Below are 16,913 nucleotides of genomic sequence, written 5' to 3' on the forward strand. Positions count from 1 at the left end.
GACACAAAAATAAAAGGATGCAGGGGTGGACACACATATTTTGAAATCTCAAAGTCTTTCCAAACGTGGAAAACGGCGAATTCGGCGTAATACTCTGCAAGCTTTTCTTGAGGCCTGCAAAGTACAGGGTTCAAAGAAGAAAATCCTTACGGATGGTGACGGACGTGAGTTTAGCTATGGCGAGCTGCGCCAAGCCATTTTTGCGCTCTCCTCACCGTTAAAGAAAAAAACTCACGGCCATAAAAATATAGGGATATTATTACCCACAGGAGCAGGCGCCGTTATCGCGCTCTTATCTATACATGCTGCGGGCAGAACGCCCGCAATGTTAAACTTTACCTCAGGTATAAAGAACCTCAAAGCCGCTATAGCCACTGCGCCTTTGAAAACCATTGTCACAGCGCGTAAATTCATTGAAATTGCAGGACTCTCGGCATTGATTGAAGAGTTATCTAAAGCCGTCAATATTGTTTACCTTGAGGACCTGCGCGAAGAAATAGGGTTACAAGGTAAGTTGCGTGCCATTCTGGGGCCCATATCTCCGCAACTTTTTGTTCCTCACCAGAGCCCAGATGATACAGGCGTCATATTGTTTACCTCTGGTACAGAAGGAAACCCTAAAGGCGTTGTGCTGACCCACAGTAATATTCTCGCTAATATTGAACAAATAGAGGAACATGTAGAATTAGAAAAAACAGATAAGTTCTTTAACCCTCTACCGACATTCCATTGTTATGGCCTGACCGCAGGAACCTTGTGGCCAATTTTTAGCGGTTATCCTGTTGTCCTCCACCCCTCACCTCTGCAAACTAAAACTATTGCGAAGCGTATTTTTAAAACGCGATCGACCGTTCTTTTTGCTACAGACACATTCCTGCAGCAATATATGCGAGCGAGCGCCGATGGCGGAATGAACTCGTTACGCATTGCTGTTTGCGGCGCTGAACGCGTCCGTGAGGAGACCCGAAAAACGGCCGAACAAAGGTTTTCCTTTGAGGTCTTAGAAGGATATGGCGTCACTGAATGCGCGCCCGTGCTCGCGGCAAATCAACCCGGAGACATTCGAGCAGGAACTATTGGAAAAATGTTACCCGGCATTGAGACACGCTTAGAGCCTGTCGAAGGTCTAGAAGATGCGGGTTGCCTTTGGGTTAGGGGCCCTAACATAATGAAGGGTTATATTTCTGCAGATAATCCCGGGAAACTCGTGCCCTTAAAAGACGGTTGGCATAATACAGGGGATGTCGTTTCCATTGATGAAGAAGGCTATTATGTCATTCGAGGGCGTATAAAACGCTTTGCGAAAATTGGCGGAGAAATGGTTTCACTGACAGTCGTTGAAAATTGTGCTTCCGCTGTTTGGCCAGACAATAATCATGCTGCCGCCATAATTCCCGATTCACGTAAAGGCGAGCAAATCGTATTGGTTACTGATCACCCCGAGCCTAAGCGTCATGAGCTCATGACATGGGCAAAAACTCACGGCGTTCCAGAGATATCAGTCCCTAAAAAAGTTATCTCTGTTGAAGCCCTTCCTGTTTTAGGCACGGGCAAATTGGATTATCTTTCCGTGACTAACATTGCAAAAGAGTTCGCTGCTATTTCATAGCGCTACGGCTCGACAACCACGTTCTCGCATAGCCTATTCTCACAACGGCATACAAAAATGCGCTCATAAAAAAACCCGCCCTTTATGAAGGCGGGTTTTCGTAAAATGTAATTCAGTTGAATTATTTTTTAGCAAGAAGATCGCGAATTTCAGCCAAAAGAACTTCGTTTGCTGGCGGCGCTGCTGGAGCGGCTTCTTCTTTAACCATGGCTTTGTTCATACCTTTAATGATGAGGAACATAACAAAAGCGACAATAATGAAAGAGATAAGTGACGTTAGAAATTGGCCGAAGTTAATCACCCAACCTGCGTCTGCGACAGTACCATCAGCCGCCAGCGTTGGAGCTTCAAGAACCCATTTCCAAGTCGATAGATCAATACCGCCCATAATAGGCTGAATAGCTGGCATGAATACGCCATCAATGAAGTCTTTTACAACTGTTGCAAAGGCAGAGCCCATAACAAAGCCAACAGCCATATCGACTAAATTGCCCTTCATAGCGAAGGCTTTAAATTCTGAAATCATTCCCATGATATCCCCCAAAAAAGAAAAAATGACGAAAATCGTCTAAAATACATAGTGCATAAGCACCGTGAAGCGTCAATATATATATAGTTAATGAACCTAGTCTAAACAGGCACTTAGGGCTTAGAGTTATCTATTTTTTCCCGTAGGTCTTTCCCTGTTCGGAAGAAAGGCACGTGTTTTTCAGGTACGAAAACATTGGTACCTGTCCGTGGGTTTCGGCCTGACCTCGCCTTGCGGTGGCGAACAGAAAATGCCCCAAATCCACGAAGCTCTACACGAGCGCCTCGCTCTAATGTCTGCGTAATTGATTCCAGAACAACGGCCACAACACGTTCCATATCCCTTCGCGTCAGATGTTCATTGTCATCGTGAAGTTTGTCAATGAGTTCAGATCTAAGCATAGGGACTTATAACCTTTTTTTCCTAGTAGGCGTCAAGCGCTTTCATTCTAAATATAAAAAAAGCCCTCCTGGTGGAGGGCTATCAAACTTATAATCGGTTCAAGATTAGTAGCTATACCGAGCTGTTAAACCGAATGTTCTCGGCTGATTTGTTCTGAAACCAAGCCGCGCACGACCGCCGCGTTCGCGATCGAATGAAAGGTTCGCATTTTCATCGAAAATATTGGTCACATAGAGTTGCAGATCAAAACTATCGAATTCCAAACCTGTCGTTACATTCGCAATCGTGTATTTATCTAAGCTTAAGTCGACTGTGTTGACTTCCGCCCCTGTAGCGCCGCCAAAGGGCAAGCCAGATACGAATGTTCCCGCTCCAGCCTCTTGGTCACTGGGCTGTGTGAAGCGATTATCTACATTTTGCATTGATAGCGTTAGATAGCCGCCCTCATTCCCTGTGAAAGGGTTGTCAAAGAAACGCGTAACATTGGCAGAAAGCTGGAACTGAGGCACGGATGGCAAGCGATTTCCATCGCGAAGCCCAGCCAACACAGTGCCTGTACCGTCCGCAACTGTTGAATCGAATTCAGCTTCAATAAAGCTACCAGATAAACCAAATTCCCAGTCATCACCGGCAGGGGCGTTAAATTCAAATTCAACCCCTGCTGTATGTGCATCCGGAACGTTAAACACGACACGTGAAGAACATGAACCGGCATCCAAAGTGGCTTGTAGGTTAGAAATGTCTGTATAGAAGGCGGCTGCGTTAAATGTCAGGCCATTTTTACGAATTTTTACACCTGTTTCATAATTCCAGAGTGTCTCATCATCATATGACTGGAAGCCCCCAAAAATGGCAGCATCTTCTGTTGAACATAAAGCCGTATTCAATGGGTCGTTAACGCCGCCTAATCGGAAACCTTGAGACACTTGAGCGTTCAAAGTCACAGCTTCTGATGCGTCATAGCTAACAAGAAAACGCGGCGTGAATCCGCTTGAAGATGTCTCATCCGTTTGCAAGGGGCCACCTGCCGCAAAAAGTCCGCCCGTTTTAATGTCGCGCGTCTCGTTAAAGTCATAATAACGGCCACCCGCAGTCAAGGTAAGTTTTTCACTGAGATCAAAGCTAGCTTCACCAAAAATCGCGATTTGTTCTAGCTCATATGGTAAATCTGAATTGAACGGAGAATCAGCTGGGAAACCATTAGCAACAGCATCCGCTGTGCCGGCTCCGAGTGCCGCATCTGTGGCGGCATCATAACCTGGCGTGGGCAAGCGTTGTGTGTAAACGCGATCTGTCTTTGCATAAAACCCACCGATGAGCCATTGAAGAGGACCCTCAGCTGTAGAAGACAAACGCAGCTCTTGTGTAAATTGCTCAACTTCTGTTCGGTCACGCAAATTCGAAGGCAATAATACGGCGTCATCCGCAAAGCCTAAGTCTATAGATACAGACCCAGACAAGGCGCTCGCATCGCGGCTGACAAGAATATCTCTGTCAGTATAAGTAGTAACTGACGTTAAATCCACGGCGCCCAATCCTATATTGGCCGTGAGGTCTGCTATCAATGTTTCATCAGAGAAGGATTCATCAAGCAATAAATATTGCTGACGCTCTTCGAGCTGAATAGCTGGGCGTGTTGTAGTATAGGGGTTGGCGAAAAGGTTGAACTGTTCCTGACGGTTAAAACCATCCGCTTCAATTTCCTGATACACTATGCGCGGGGTAATCGAAACATTGTCCGACGGTTCAAAGGTTAAAGCGACACGGCCACCAATACGTGACCCGCTATTCACATCTTTATCCAGACTTCCGCCTTCGCCAAGTGCATCAATAAATCCAGCATATTCTGTCCAGTAACCCACAGCTCTTAGCGCGGCCTTACCATCGGCAAACGGTATGTTGTACATACCTTTCAAATGCCCGCCTTCGCTGCCATCTGTCACTGTGTTTACATTGGCTTCTAACATCGCCTCTGTTTCATCAAGGTTTGGCTGGTTCGTAATAAAGCGAAGCGTACCGCCCACAGACCCAGAGCCAAATAGAGTGCCTTGTGGCCCTCTCAACGTTTCAACGCGATTTAAATCAAAAAGATCAAGGTCTGGCGTGAAAAGAGACAGAGAGATCACAGATTCATCAAGGTATACGCCAACTTGCTCTTTTACACCGGGTTGATCACGCACAATTTGCCCAGCAGAAACACCGCGAATAGCCACTTGGCTTTGGCCGGGTCCAAGATTCTGAATCGTCAGACCTGCAACATTACGAGACACATCTTCTAAATTGGTCGCGCCAGTTCTTTGAATGTCTTCCTGAGAAATAGCATTGATAGAAAAGGGGACATCCTGAATTGTTGAAGCCCGTTTCGTCGCCGTCACGATAATTTCATCGGTCACTTGAGCAAAGGCTTGGGAAGATGCCAACAAAGCGGCACAAGCAGCTCCAGAACTGAGTATGGCACGGTAAGACGATAGTTTCATTTTTATTCCCCTCTTGGATATGAACTTATTTTATTGTGCTTTCACAGCTATTTCATTCACTCCGCTATGACAATTCACAATTGAGAGATTATTTCCAATCGAAAGCAAAAAAAAACCCGCTCGGAAGGCCGAACGGGTTAAAAATAAGCTTAGAGCCTTTATGGCTTAGTTGTCGCCTTTCAGCGCGGCACCAAGGATATCACCCAAGGATGCGCCAGAGTCAGCAGAGCCATATTGTTGTACAGCTTCTTTCTCTTCAGCGATTTCGAGCGCTTTGATAGAGAGTGAATATGTACGTGTCTTACGGTCAACACGTGTGATCAAGGCATCAACCTTATCGCCAACAGCATAGCGCTCTGGGCGTTGCTCTGAACGCTCACGAGACAAATCACCTTTACGGATAAAGGCTGTCGCTTCTGCGTCACCTTCACCAAAGGTAACTTCGATACCGCCAGAATTCACTTCTTTCACTGTACAAGTGACAGTCGTGCCGCGGTTTACACCAGCGGAACCTGAAGGCATTGTGTCTTTGACAAGTTGCTTGATACCCAAAGAGATACGCTCTTTTTCGATATCAACTTCAAGGATTTTAGCTTCGACTTCGTCGCCTTTTTTGTAATCCTGAAGGGCTTCTTCGCCAGATTTTTCCCAAGAAAGGTCAGACAAGTGAGCCATGCCATCAATATCGCCATCAAGACCGATAAAGAGACCAAACTCAGTGACAGAGCGAACTTCGCCTTTGATTGTTGAACCAACAGGGAAACGATCTGTAAAGCTGTCCCAAGGATTGTCCTGAACCTGCTTGATACCAAGCGAGATACGGCGCTTTTCTTGATCCACTTCGAGAACTTCGACATCGACTTCTTGTGAAGTAGAAACGATTTTTCCTGGGTGTACATTCTTCTTTGTCCAAGACATTTCAGAAACGTGAACAAGACCTTCGACGCCTTCTTCCAATTCAATGAATGCACCGTAATCAGCAATATTTGTGACTGTACCAGTGTGGCGTGAACCAACTGTGTATTTCGCAGCCGCGATATTCCAAGGATCTTCTTGAAGCTGTTTCATGCCAAGAGAAATACGTTGTGTCTCTGGGTTAATGCGGACAATCTTAACTTTGACAGTGTCGCCAACATTTAAGACTTGTGAAGGATGGCTAACACGGCGCCAGCTCATATCAGTGACATGTAGAAGACCATCAATACCGCCAAGGTCAACGAATGCACCGTAATCAGTGATATTCTTGACAACACCTTCACGTGTTTCGCCTTCAGCCAATTGACCGACAAGCTCTGCGCGCTGCTCTGCACGGCTCTCTTCGAGAATAGCACGGCGTGAAACAACGATGTTTCCGCGCGAACGATCCATTTTCAAGATCATGAAAGGCTGTGTTTCATTCATCAGCGGGCCTACATCACGTACAGGACGAATGTCGACTTGCGAACCTGGCAAGAAGGCATTGATACCGCCAAGGTCAACTGTAAAGCCGCCTTTAACACGGCCAACAATAGCCCCTTTAACGGGCTCTTCGCCTTCAAAGAATTTCGCCATTTTAATCCAGCTTTCTTCACGGCGTGCTTTGTCGCGAGATAGAACAGCTTGACCAAGTGCGTTTTCAATGCGCTCTAGATAGATATCGACTTCGTCGCCGACTTTTAATGTATTTTCTTCACCGGGCGTGAAAAACTCACGCATGTCGATACGGCCTTCAGTTTTCAAACCGATATCGATGATGGCTGCGTCTTTTTCGATACCTGTTACGATACCTTTGATGACGGTGCCTTCTTCCATTGAATTCGTCTCGAAAGACGCTTCAAACATAGACGCAAAATCGTCCGTCGTTGGATTCATTGATTGAGCATTGCTCATAGTGTGGAACTCCAAAATTTAGGTCCTGCCTATGGGTCCATCTTTTATGGCCCACGGTCTAGCCCAGCCAATCCGGGCGTAAATAAAAACGAGAAAAGGAGGTTTTTAGGCCACGATATTCGCGCTAATTTATTCGGGGCTTGGAAAAACCCGCTAAAATCGAGGGGCGTATAGGCGGGGAGATGGGGAATAGCAAGCGTAAAGCGCATCCGTCGATGAACAGTCTTTCACACCATTATCACTCAGCAGTGATGAAGTCAGCCGGTTATGTGAACACACTCTAGGCTCTTTTTATTGTATATATCTTTAAACAGTTCAAAAAACAGGTCAAATTTGAGGATGAAATGCGTTTTCTAAAACTCTCCTTTTATACTGACTCTGTCGTCACGCACTTAATTGCAAGCTCCGTTCTTGTGGTCTTTTCTTTTGCGGCTGATAAATTTATTGAAAAACACATGCTGCTGAATTATCTCATGCTTCTGTTGTTGAGACCAAAACCTTACAAGCTCAAAAAACCTCACCCTAAATCAAAGTCAATCAAGATTTATTCGTCGCTATCGCGGATAGATATAGCTTCGAAAAAACGGATGAATGAATTGATGCTTTAGGTAATAAAAATAGACATGGTTGCTATTTCCTTGGAATGTGGGTTTATGGGGGTCTCTAAAGGTAGCTATCATGATCTGAACCTGTCTCAGTCTTATCCTCTCTATTTTGACATCGCTCACACTCTCAGCCTGCCAAGCGCAGAAAGCTTTGCCCATTATTGAAACAGAATGGGAAATCGTTGAGGCGATTGGTGAACCGACTCCACGACATGAGGCTTCTGTGGTTGCTTTCAAGAATAAGCTTTACCTGATTGGCGGCAGACGCATCAATCCTGTGGATGTCTATGATCCGGCCACAAATATTTGGACCGCCCTATCCAAAACGCCACTGGAACTGCATCACTTCCAAGCTATTGTCATTGATGACGCCATATATTTAATGGGAGCCATGACGGGTGGATGGCCGCGCGAAACGCCGCTTGATAAAGTAATGGTCTACTACCCCGAAGAAGACCGATTTGAAATGACGCATGATATTCCCGCAGATAGACATCGAGGCGCAGCAGGCGTCGCCTTGCGCAACGGCAAAATCTATATGGTTGGCGGCATTACGAATGGTCATATGGACGGGTTTGAAAATTGGCTTGATGAATATAACCCAAAAACAGGCGAATGGCGCGTTCTGCCTGACGCACCCCATAAGCGCGATCACCTGGATGCTGTCATTGCCAAAGATAGGCTTTATTCTTTCGCAGGGCGAACGTCTCATCATGCAATGGGCAAAGGATTTGAATCCACAGTGAAGCCGGGCGATATTTTCGACTTCAAAACTGAGACATGGCTTAACCCTCAAGCTGCTTTTGATATTCCGACAGAACGCGCCGTTAATATGACCTTTGTATGGGGGGTGAGAGGTCATTATTGGCGGTGGTGAAAGCGGCAATCAAGAAGCTGCCCATAATGAAGTCGAAGCCTTTGACATTCATACACAGACTTGGCGTGCTTGGCCAAGTTTACAACGTGGACGCCATGGTTCCGGTTTCGTCGTCATTGGCGATTATGTTTACACGGCCTCCGGCAGTGGTAATCGCGGTGGCGGACCTGAACTCACAAGTCTTGAACGATTGAAGCTGCCCTAAAAATCTAAAGACAGGCAGGCCGAACCTCACTGAGGATTGAAAGGATCCAGCCTGCGCGTTTCGCCGCCCTGCTCTAGGGTAAGGGAGATCAACTCATATTCCCATGGATTGTGGCCTTCACCTTCGGGAATGACAGGCACTTTTCGCTCCGCGGTTAGTCTAATGGGCTGTCCTGACTTATCCAGTCCCGTCATAATAATATCATCACCGGATTTCGTCACTTGGAGGCTCAAGAGGTCAAAAGTCTCTTCCCAAAATTTCCGTACCTTTGCTGACGCAACCCAGAGAGCATGTCGCGTGCGTTGATCTTCATTGGACAGGTCAGAGGTTGGCGCGTTATTCTGCCACCCAAAATACCAATCTACACCTGACGCGCCGCCCATCAATGCAGGCCAGAGTACACCTTCAATCGCCCGTTTGTGCGTCTCAACATCGGCGTCCGGCTGGGCACCGAATTCCCATCCCAAAGGCTCGTCGACAAAAAACACCCAAGGGCGGTCTGCCTCTTTCGAACGCTCTGTCCACTCCTTGGCTTTTTCGAAATAGCTATGATGCGCTTGGAGAGATATGCCTGAAAAGGCTTGCTCGCCTAATAACGGCCCATAATGGTCTTCTTCGCCATCGGGCCAATTATGACTGACAATAGCATGGTCATAAGGATCAAGGTCACGAATATATTGCGCAAATTGACGGCGTTGTTCGACACTCGTTGGTTGCCGATAAGGGTCTTCCCCTGAATTCCCGACAACCCCGTGTTCTTCACCCAGGTTCCAAACAAGGCCGAGCGAATGACCAAAACGCGCGACCATTTCGCGGTAGTAGAGCTTTCGGCTATCCGCAAAATCTTTGCCCACTTCGACACCATCAACAACTTCGAAATAGCTTTCATTTTCAGTTTCCAAAAACAGGAAATTTTTGGCGATGCCTTTTTTATCCATATAATCAAAAACGAGTTGCCACTGCGCCAATTTGGACACGTCAAAGACATAAGGGTCTGTCGGGTCGACATAAGGGAACACATCCTGTCCATCGCCCTTATAATTCATCATCACCATATACTGATTATTCACGCCGACATCGGCGTAGTAATTCATGAGGCCAATCAGGCCTTTGCCTTTACCGTCTCCCCAAGTGGGGTCTCCCTCACGCCAATCTTTGATGTGGGGTTCAAATTCATGAAGTTGGTTTTTTCCAAGCGAAGGAAAGTTTGTACCGCCTGCGTCATAGGTCCCGTCAAAATCAGCATAGGCGAAAATATTTTCGGGTGAGCCTGCCCCCGTTTTGAGCCAAGGTTCATTCGTGCCGGAGAACTCTAAATATCCTTTACGCCAATCCTTTAAAAAACCTTTTGAGATTTGTTTAGTCGAAGTCTTTGCTGATTTTGATACATCAAAATAGCCACTATAAAATTTTTGTTCCGCGTCACCACTAGGAGCCCACACATTCACGCCATCGCCAAATGCAATTTGTGACTGGTGCGTGAATGCTAGTTGATAGTGCCATGTTCCACTTATGGGAGGAACAAACTTTGCTTCCCAAATATTCCCATAATGAGTATTTGTTGCTAAGGCGTTTTTACTACCGGCAAAATAACCTGTCACATAGTACCATATATCTTCGGAGTCATGGTAAAAGAAAACATCTAAACTATAGTCCGTAAAAGTGGACCGCTCTTCTTTTACCATTGGACCTTCGAAAGAGAGCGTTTGAACGTGCCAGACTTCGGGTTCGCCAGTGATTTGAACCGGCAGTTCTGGTGATCTGGCTGTACAAGCCGCCAGACAAAGCACAAAAATTGTTAGTCCCCAAACCCGCATAATGTCCCCCATCCTATTATTCTGATAATGCCATCTCTAACGCTTCAACCGCCGCTTCGAAAGCTAAAAGCGTAGAGGTATGACGGGCGGGATAGGCTTTGACGCCTTTTAAGAGCTTGAGCTTTTCAAATCGCCCTGTCGGCGGTTCGCCGTCTGCTTTTAACATGTCCCTTAAAGCGTCTCTGGCGTTTTTCAATTCATCAAGGCTTGCCCCTTCGATTGATTCTTTGAGTATAGCCGCACTGGCTTGGCCAAGGGCGCAGGCTTGTACGCGCAGCGCCGCATCGGCGACTTTGTCGCCGTCTAGTGTCACATCAATTTCGAGCCAAGATCCGCATAGTTTTGACACTTTACGGGACGTGCCGTCAGGCGCATCCAAATGCGCATTCCGAAGCGTCGCGGTTAAGGCTAAAATTTCGCCATTATAAAGGTCATCAATCACAGCCCCTATATAAGCGTTTATTTGCATTTCGCCATTACAGAGTTTGCTTTGAACCTTTCACTTTTGCAGCTTGGCCCCATATAGTGTGAGAAACCATAGAGGAGACTCCCATGCCAGCTTCACCGCGCGGAAAAATTTATGACAGCATTTTAGATACAATGGGCGGCACCCCACTGGTTCGCCTTCCCAATATAACAGAAGGCGTACCAGCGGAGCTTTTATACAAGCTTGAATTTTTTAACCCGATTGCATCGGTTAAAGATCGGATTGGCATCGCTATGGTCGAAGACCTCGAAAAATCTGGCAAGCTTAAACCCGGCGGAACGATTGTAGAGCCAACATCTGGTAATACAGGTATCGCCATTGCCTTTGCCGCAGCCGCCAAAGGTTATAAAGCCATCCTCGTCATGCCCGAGCAAATGTCGATTGAGCGGCGCAAAATGATGAAACTCCTCGGCGCTGAGCTTGTCTTAACTGAAGCATCTGGCGGCATTCCGGGCGCCATAGCAAAAGCCGATGAAATCTGCGAAGCAACCCCTGGCGCGGTTCAGGCGGGTCAATTTGTTAATCCTGCCAATCCCGCTATTCACTACGCTACAACGGGGCCAGAAATCTGGGCCGATACAGATGGCAATGTCGATGTTTTGATTGCCGGCGTTGGCACTGGCGGCACTTTAACTGGAACGGGCAAATATCTAAAAGAAAAAAACCCTAACTGCCAAGTTATGGCTATTGAGCCCGTTGGCTCGCCTATTATTTCTAAAGGCGAAAAGGGCCCGCACAAGATACAGGGCATTGGCGCTGGGTTCATTCCTGATGTACTGAATACAGACATCATTGATGACGTTATTCTAATCGACAATGACGCGGCCTTTGGTACGGCCAAACATGTCGCGGCAGTTGACGGCGTTCCAGTGGGCATCTCATCTGGAGCCGCCATTGCAGCAAGCCTAATTGTTGGCGCGCGCCCAGAGATGAAAGGCAAGCGCATTGTGACAATCATTCCGAGCTTTGCGGAAAGATATCTTTCAACGCCTTTATTTGATTAGATAGAATGCGGCCTGAACAAATAGAGCGCTACGCCCGCCATTTGGTTTTGAAAGAAATCGGTGGGCCAGGTCAGGCCGCCTTATTAGAGGCAAAAGTTGCCATTGTAGGCGCCGGCGGACTTGGCGGCCCTGCAGGGCTTTATTTGGCCGCGGCGGGCATTGGTCATATTACTTTGATTGATGACGATGTTGTCGAACCATCGAATTTGCAACGTCAAATCCAGTTTGTGCATATGGACCGCGGCATGGCCAAAGCCACAGTCATGGCGGACACATTAATCGAATTAAATCCCGACGTAAAACCCGTTGCTAAACAAGTAAGACTAACCCGCGAAAATGCTAATACGCTTTTATCGGGACATGATATTGTTCTGGATGGGGTCGATAGTTTTGAGACACGTTATGCTGTCAATGAAGCCTGCCTAGAACTTGGTATTCCTTTAATATCGGGGGCGTTAGGGCGCTTTAACGGGCAAGTGGGTCTCTTTCCTAGCAATCGCACTGGGCCTTGTTATCAATGTTTTGTCCCCAATGAACCGCCCGATGCCGAGACCTGTTCACAAATAGGCGTCATGGGCGCGTTAGCGGGCATTATTGGTTCTATGATGGCGATGGAAACAGTTAAACATGTCACCGGAGCCGGCAAATCTCTTGCTGGTCGCCTATGGATTTACGATGGGCTTAACGCTGAAAGTCGGACGATAAAACTCAACAAAGATCCCGCCTGCCTCGCTTGCGGGGAATCGTGACAATCCGCTAGACTGTAAAAAGGTATAATTCCGTCAGTCTATTGGTTTTCAAGTCAGCGAAGCGACGAATTCTGACAGCATGACAGGGTCTTGACCACGACTCATCGAGGCCGCTTAACTGAGCCATATATCACACACGGCATTATCCTTTCATAAAAGGAAAACGCCGTATCTTTCTTTAAGTCTGCTTAATGCTTCGGAGCCTTGTAATGCCGGCGCCGATTATATGGACGGCCAGCATAAGCACTTCGGTTATAGCTTACATAACGGCGAGAATAGGGTCGATTTGAACGCGCTCGATCTTGCATTCTAAGGGCGCGTTGCTCGGCCTCAAAGCGCTTCTCTTCAAGTGCTAAACGGCGAAATTCAAGTTGGCTCGCGATCGCGATATTACGTTGGGATTGTTGCGAAGTCCCATTCACAATCGTGGTTTTGGCAGGCAAAGTCACGACACGCGTTTGTTGCGTGGGCGGACGATAAATTGTAACGCCGCTATCACAAGACACATAATGCGCCCCATTCATTTGACCACAATAAGCACTCACTCCAGCCTGCGCGTTCTGCGCGGTAAGGGCGAGAACAAAAGCTGTCGCCGTGACCGCGATAAATTTGAATAGATTTCGCTTCATATCAAAACTCCTCGATTGAAGTTTTGATGGCGACTTATTCCATCACTGAACAGCGCTTGCACCCCATAGGCGAAGGCGCAAAAAATTTACACAAATTAACCCTATAAATTAACTATATGATGACTACGGCATGCTGCGCCAGAGCTTCATAATCATCACGGCACTGCATAGCGATAACCTTATGGCTCTCAGTTAAAACGGGCATATCTGTTGGCGCGGCCCCAAATCCAGTAGAATTTTGAACCGAAGCATACCAATAAGGTGCCCAAGCCCCATCTTCAGCTCGGGGGCCTGCTGGCCATGACAACATGGCAGAATCAAAAGGCATATTCAGCGCATTGCATAAGGCTCGCAATGCCCTTTCAGGCGCTTTCAAAATATCATGACTATGAATCACGGGTGGGCAATGGCCTAATGTTTTGGTCAATCTTTCAAATAATCGCCTTTGCGGCGCGAACCCTAAATCCTCAATTTCAAACTCTGATCGACCTTTGACATAAGACGCTATGACGCGCTCTGGTTCTCGCAAGAGGAAAAAATGCTTTGCCTTCTCTGTCCATGATAAAGAAAAGCTATCGAGCATATGATGCGGCATGTGCTTCTGAAAAGAGTATCGCGTCTGATCCGCGGGACTGGCACACATAGCCGCCACCTTGTCGGGATTTGTTTCATGGTGTTGGAGCGTTTCATCTCGCCCGGGATGTTCTTTACCTGTCACGGCTAAGTAAGGAGCAAAAAAGGGCTCGTCCATTACAGAACAATCTGCACGAGCACCGAAACTTCGCATCATTGCAGTTGAGAGGTTGCGCGGCCCAGACCACATTGCAATTATCTCAGTCACATCTGTACCCTTTATGGCCCTTTATCCCACCGTGTCTTTATGGATGTGTTCCATATAAAGCTTTTGCAAACGCTCGACCATTGGGCCTCTTTTGCCTGACCCTATTTTTCGCCCATCGATTTCACCGACTGGGGCAAGTCCAGCAAATGTGCCTGTCGTAAAAGCCTCATCCGCGCTATAACATTTCATCAAAGAAAAATTCTTTTGAAATACTGGAATGTCATTGGCGCGGCACAAGTCAATTATCTTTCCGCGCGTAATTCCGCCTAAACAATAATCCCCTGACGAAGTCCACACTTCGCCTTTGCGAACAACGAAGAAATGCGTCGAATTACAAGTAGCCACAAAGCCTTGTGGGTCGAGCATAAGCCCTTCATCCGCCCCAGCTTTGATCGCCTGAATACAGGCTGTGATACAATTAATTTTTGAATGAGAATTTAATCCGGGGTCTTGAACATCTGCCCGGCCCCTGCGTACAGATACTGTATAAAGTGAAAGCGGGCGCCGCGCTGTTTCTGGGTCTGCCTTTTTATATTCTGGCGCGATAACAATCGTCGCATCACTTATTATGACCCGCGGGTCTTGGTAAGGTGTGCTCCGCAGTCCCCGCGTCAACATTAGCCGAATATGCACATCTTCATGCATATTATTGATAGCGAGTGTTGCCTCTATGCGTGCTGATAATTCCGCTTGTGAGAGCCCGATATCAATGTCCAGCGCGGCGGCCCCTTCCCATAAACGATCTAGATGATCCTGTAGAAAAGCAACTTTACCGTTATGGACACGCAAACCTTCCCAAACACCATCACCTAACATAAAGCCAGAATCGAAAACATTAACGACCGCTTTCTCTCGCGGAAGCATTTTCCCGTTTACATTAAACAAGACACTCTCATTCCGAGCATCCGGTACATAGGCATGAGACCCATAAGACATAAGATAACTCCGATATTAAGAGTAGAAGGTTCTGCTAACAAAGCCCGTGATTATGAAGCTAAGCTGATCCGGGCGCCTGGCGGAAGCACCCTATCAGGGCACGCATGGTGGTCCATTTTTGCGCGTATATTGATAAGAACTTTTTCGCCCATCTCGCGCCGGCTCTCATGAGTGGCCGATCCGATATGCGGCGCCAAAATTACATTGGGCAAAGTCAGAAGCGCAGGATTCACGGCTGGCTCTTCTTCATAAACATCCAACCCTGCCCCAGCAATTTGCCCTGCTGACAAAGCAGCCGCCAAAGCAGATTCGTCTATAACCTCTCCGCGTGATGTATTCACAATATAGCTATTGGGCCCCATCAATTTGAGACGTCGAGCATCTATTAAATGGTGCGTATCAGGCGTAGAAGGGCAATTAACCGATACAATATCGACTGCCGCTAACATCGCATCCAAATCTTCCCAATATTTTGCTGATAGGCTATTTTCAATGCCTTTCGGAACAGGATGGCGATTATGGTAATGAACGGATAAGCCAAAAGCATCAGCACGGCGCGCCACCGCTTGTCCAATACGGCCCATCCCAATAATACCGAGTGCTTTTCCTCTAACGCGGTGCCCTAACATATGGGTGGGGCTCCACCCTTCAAACTCCCCCGCACGCATACGGCGGTCGCCTTCGACCAATCGGCGCGGTACAGCCAAGATTAAAGCCAGAGTTAAATCAGCGGTGTCTTCGGTCAAAACGCCGGGTGTATTAGAAACCGTGATACCTTTTGAATAAGCTGTCGCCACATCTATATGGTCTGTACCCGCCCCGAAATTAGCAATGAGTTTCAGCTTATCCGATGCAGAATTAATAACGTCTTTTGTGATTTCGTCCGTTACCGTTGGTACAAAGACATCACAATCGGCAATCGCGGCCTTTAACTCGGCTTCAGACATAGGCGTGTCATCAGAGCGTAAGCGTGCATCAAATAAATCGCTTAATCGCGCCTCGATAACATCGGGCAAACGCCGTGTGACTCTTACAATCGGTTTCTGTCGCATAAGATTCCCTTTGCGCTTAATAAGCGCGTTTATCAAAGAAAACTCAAGTAAAATGCAGGACGAATTACATGATTTCTTGCCTGTTTTAACGTCAGATTAACCCAGTTTTGGGACACATGCCCTATGTTTTATCAGGGCCTTAACATATTCGACCTGTCTCGGAAGGCCAAAAGCCTAAAAAAGCGCTCTGTTCGCGTCGCCATAGCGCTTTTAACGATTTACGGAACCCCAATCACCGTATCCGCGCAGTTACATTCTCCATCAGGTGAATCGGCCAATGCCTCTATGACATCTGCACCAAGCGATGTTCAAGCTTCACTCCGCGTTATCAAAGAAGCGGTTCCTAATACAAAACCACATGAATATTTCAGAAAGGCCGCGAGCGAGACACCTTCTGGGTTTCCTGTTCCTCGCTATGTCAGCCTTAAATTTGGAAAGGTAAACGGACGCACTGGCCCAAGCCGAGATCATTCCATCGCTTGGCAATATCGCCGCCGAGGCTTGCCCTTGGTTATTGTTGCTGAAACAGAAATGTGGCGGAAAGTACGTGACATCAACGGAGATGAAGCCTGGGTGCGTCGCCCTGCCCTCTCAGGAGAGCGATTTGTTCTTACCCGTGCAGAAACCACCTTATTATCCAAGCCAAAACTCGGATCCAAAGTCATTGCAGCTACTGATTCTGGCGCTTTATTAAAGCTCGAAGAATGCAACGAAAGTGGCTGGTGCCGCGTTACGTCTGGAAATGGCATTCGTGGGTGGACATCAAATCGCCACCTTTGGGGTGCCGATACACTTTAATTTCATCCTGTAATCAGGACGAGCGTG

The 16,913-nt window shown here is 47.2% G+C and carries 15 protein-coding genes; 5 read left to right on the forward strand and 10 right to left on the reverse strand.

From position 1 onward, the window contains the following. The first annotated feature begins 25 nt into the window (after positions 1 to 25). Complete coding sequence (locus DES40_RS08980) at positions 26 to 1,609, forward strand: AMP-binding protein (protein ID WP_121101017.1); 1,584 nt, start codon at positions 26 to 28, stop codon at positions 1,607 to 1,609. A gap of 121 nt (positions 1,610 to 1,730) precedes the next feature. Here the strand turns inward: DES40_RS08980 and mscL are convergent, their stop codons facing one another. From mscL to rpsA, 4 genes are all read right to left on the reverse strand, one after another. Then, entirely contained in the window at positions 1,731 to 2,141 is a 411-nt protein-coding gene (gene mscL, locus DES40_RS08985; RefSeq protein WP_121101019.1) for a large conductance mechanosensitive channel protein MscL, read from the reverse strand. A 110-nt stretch (positions 2,142 to 2,251) separates the two neighbouring features. After that, positions 2,252 to 2,539: an integration host factor subunit beta gene (locus tag DES40_RS08990; RefSeq protein WP_121101022.1), complete on the reverse strand. Its 288-nt coding sequence runs from the start codon at positions 2,537 to 2,539 to the stop codon at positions 2,252 to 2,254. Positions 2,540 to 2,644: 105 nt separating this feature from the next. Then, entirely contained in the window at positions 2,645 to 5,017 is a 2,373-nt protein-coding gene (locus DES40_RS08995; protein ID WP_121101025.1) for a TonB-dependent receptor, read from the reverse strand. Positions 5,018 to 5,182: 165 nt separating this feature from the next. Beyond that, positions 5,183 to 6,886: a 30S ribosomal protein S1 gene (rpsA, locus tag DES40_RS09000; RefSeq protein ID WP_121101027.1), complete on the reverse strand. Its 1,704-nt coding sequence runs from the start codon at positions 6,884 to 6,886 to the stop codon at positions 5,183 to 5,185. A gap of 714 nt (positions 6,887 to 7,600) precedes the next feature. Between rpsA and DES40_RS09010 the strand changes: the two genes are divergently transcribed. Then, positions 7,601 to 8,368 carry a Kelch repeat-containing protein gene (locus DES40_RS09010; RefSeq protein WP_121101033.1) on the forward strand — a complete coding sequence of 256 codons (768 nt, stop codon included), beginning with the start codon at positions 7,601 to 7,603 and terminating at the stop codon, positions 8,366 to 8,368. A 231-nt stretch (positions 8,369 to 8,599) separates the two neighbouring features. Here DES40_RS09010 and DES40_RS09020 read toward each other — a convergent pair whose 3' ends face one another. Further along, entirely contained in the window at positions 8,600 to 10,390 is a 1,791-nt protein-coding gene (locus DES40_RS09020) for a DUF5060 domain-containing protein (RefSeq protein WP_170144944.1), read from the reverse strand. A 16-nt stretch (positions 10,391 to 10,406) separates the two neighbouring features. Next, positions 10,407 to 10,859: an iron-sulfur cluster assembly scaffold protein gene (locus tag DES40_RS09025; protein WP_233345546.1), complete on the reverse strand. Its 453-nt coding sequence runs from the start codon at positions 10,857 to 10,859 to the stop codon at positions 10,407 to 10,409. Between the two features lie 83 nt (positions 10,860 to 10,942). Here DES40_RS09025 and cysK point away from each other — a divergent pair, with 83 nt between their 5' ends. Both cysK and DES40_RS09035 read left to right on the forward strand, forming a co-directional pair. Next, the gene (gene cysK, locus DES40_RS09030) at positions 10,943 to 11,881 is read left to right on the forward strand and encodes a cysteine synthase A (protein WP_121101042.1); all 939 of its coding nucleotides are present in this window, start codon (positions 10,943 to 10,945) and stop codon (positions 11,879 to 11,881) included. Positions 11,882 to 11,886: 5 nt separating this feature from the next. Beyond that, positions 11,887 to 12,630: a HesA/MoeB/ThiF family protein gene (locus DES40_RS09035; RefSeq protein ID WP_121101044.1), complete on the forward strand. Its 744-nt coding sequence runs from the start codon at positions 11,887 to 11,889 to the stop codon at positions 12,628 to 12,630. A 188-nt stretch (positions 12,631 to 12,818) separates the two neighbouring features. Here DES40_RS09035 and DES40_RS09040 read toward each other — a convergent pair whose 3' ends face one another. From DES40_RS09040 to DES40_RS09055, 4 genes are all read right to left on the reverse strand, one after another. Next, a complete protein-coding gene (locus tag DES40_RS09040; RefSeq protein WP_121101047.1) occupies positions 12,819 to 13,259 on the reverse strand; it encodes a hypothetical protein in 441 nt (146 codons plus the stop codon). A 112-nt stretch (positions 13,260 to 13,371) separates the two neighbouring features. Further along, positions 13,372 to 14,100, reverse strand: a complete 729-nt coding sequence (locus DES40_RS09045; RefSeq protein ID WP_199288135.1) for a sulfotransferase-like domain-containing protein — start codon at positions 14,098 to 14,100, stop codon at positions 13,372 to 13,374. Between the two features lie 21 nt (positions 14,101 to 14,121). Then, complete coding sequence (locus DES40_RS09050) at positions 14,122 to 15,036, reverse strand: aminotransferase class IV (protein ID WP_121101050.1); 915 nt, start codon at positions 15,034 to 15,036, stop codon at positions 14,122 to 14,124. 50 nt (positions 15,037 to 15,086) lie between these two features. After that, the gene (locus tag DES40_RS09055) at positions 15,087 to 16,088 is read right to left on the reverse strand and encodes a 2-hydroxyacid dehydrogenase (protein ID WP_121101053.1); all 1,002 of its coding nucleotides are present in this window, start codon (positions 16,086 to 16,088) and stop codon (positions 15,087 to 15,089) included. A gap of 123 nt (positions 16,089 to 16,211) precedes the next feature. Here DES40_RS09055 and DES40_RS13220 point away from each other — a divergent pair, with 123 nt between their 5' ends. Beyond that, the gene (locus tag DES40_RS13220; protein WP_170144945.1) at positions 16,212 to 16,886 is read left to right on the forward strand and encodes an SH3 domain-containing protein; all 675 of its coding nucleotides are present in this window, start codon (positions 16,212 to 16,214) and stop codon (positions 16,884 to 16,886) included. The last annotated feature ends 27 nt before the right edge of the window (positions 16,887 to 16,913 follow it).

Origin of the sequence: Litorimonas taeanensis (assembly GCF_003634015.1) — a bacterium.
GTDB classification, from domain to species: domain Bacteria; phylum Pseudomonadota; class Alphaproteobacteria; order Caulobacterales; family Maricaulaceae; genus Litorimonas; species Litorimonas taeanensis.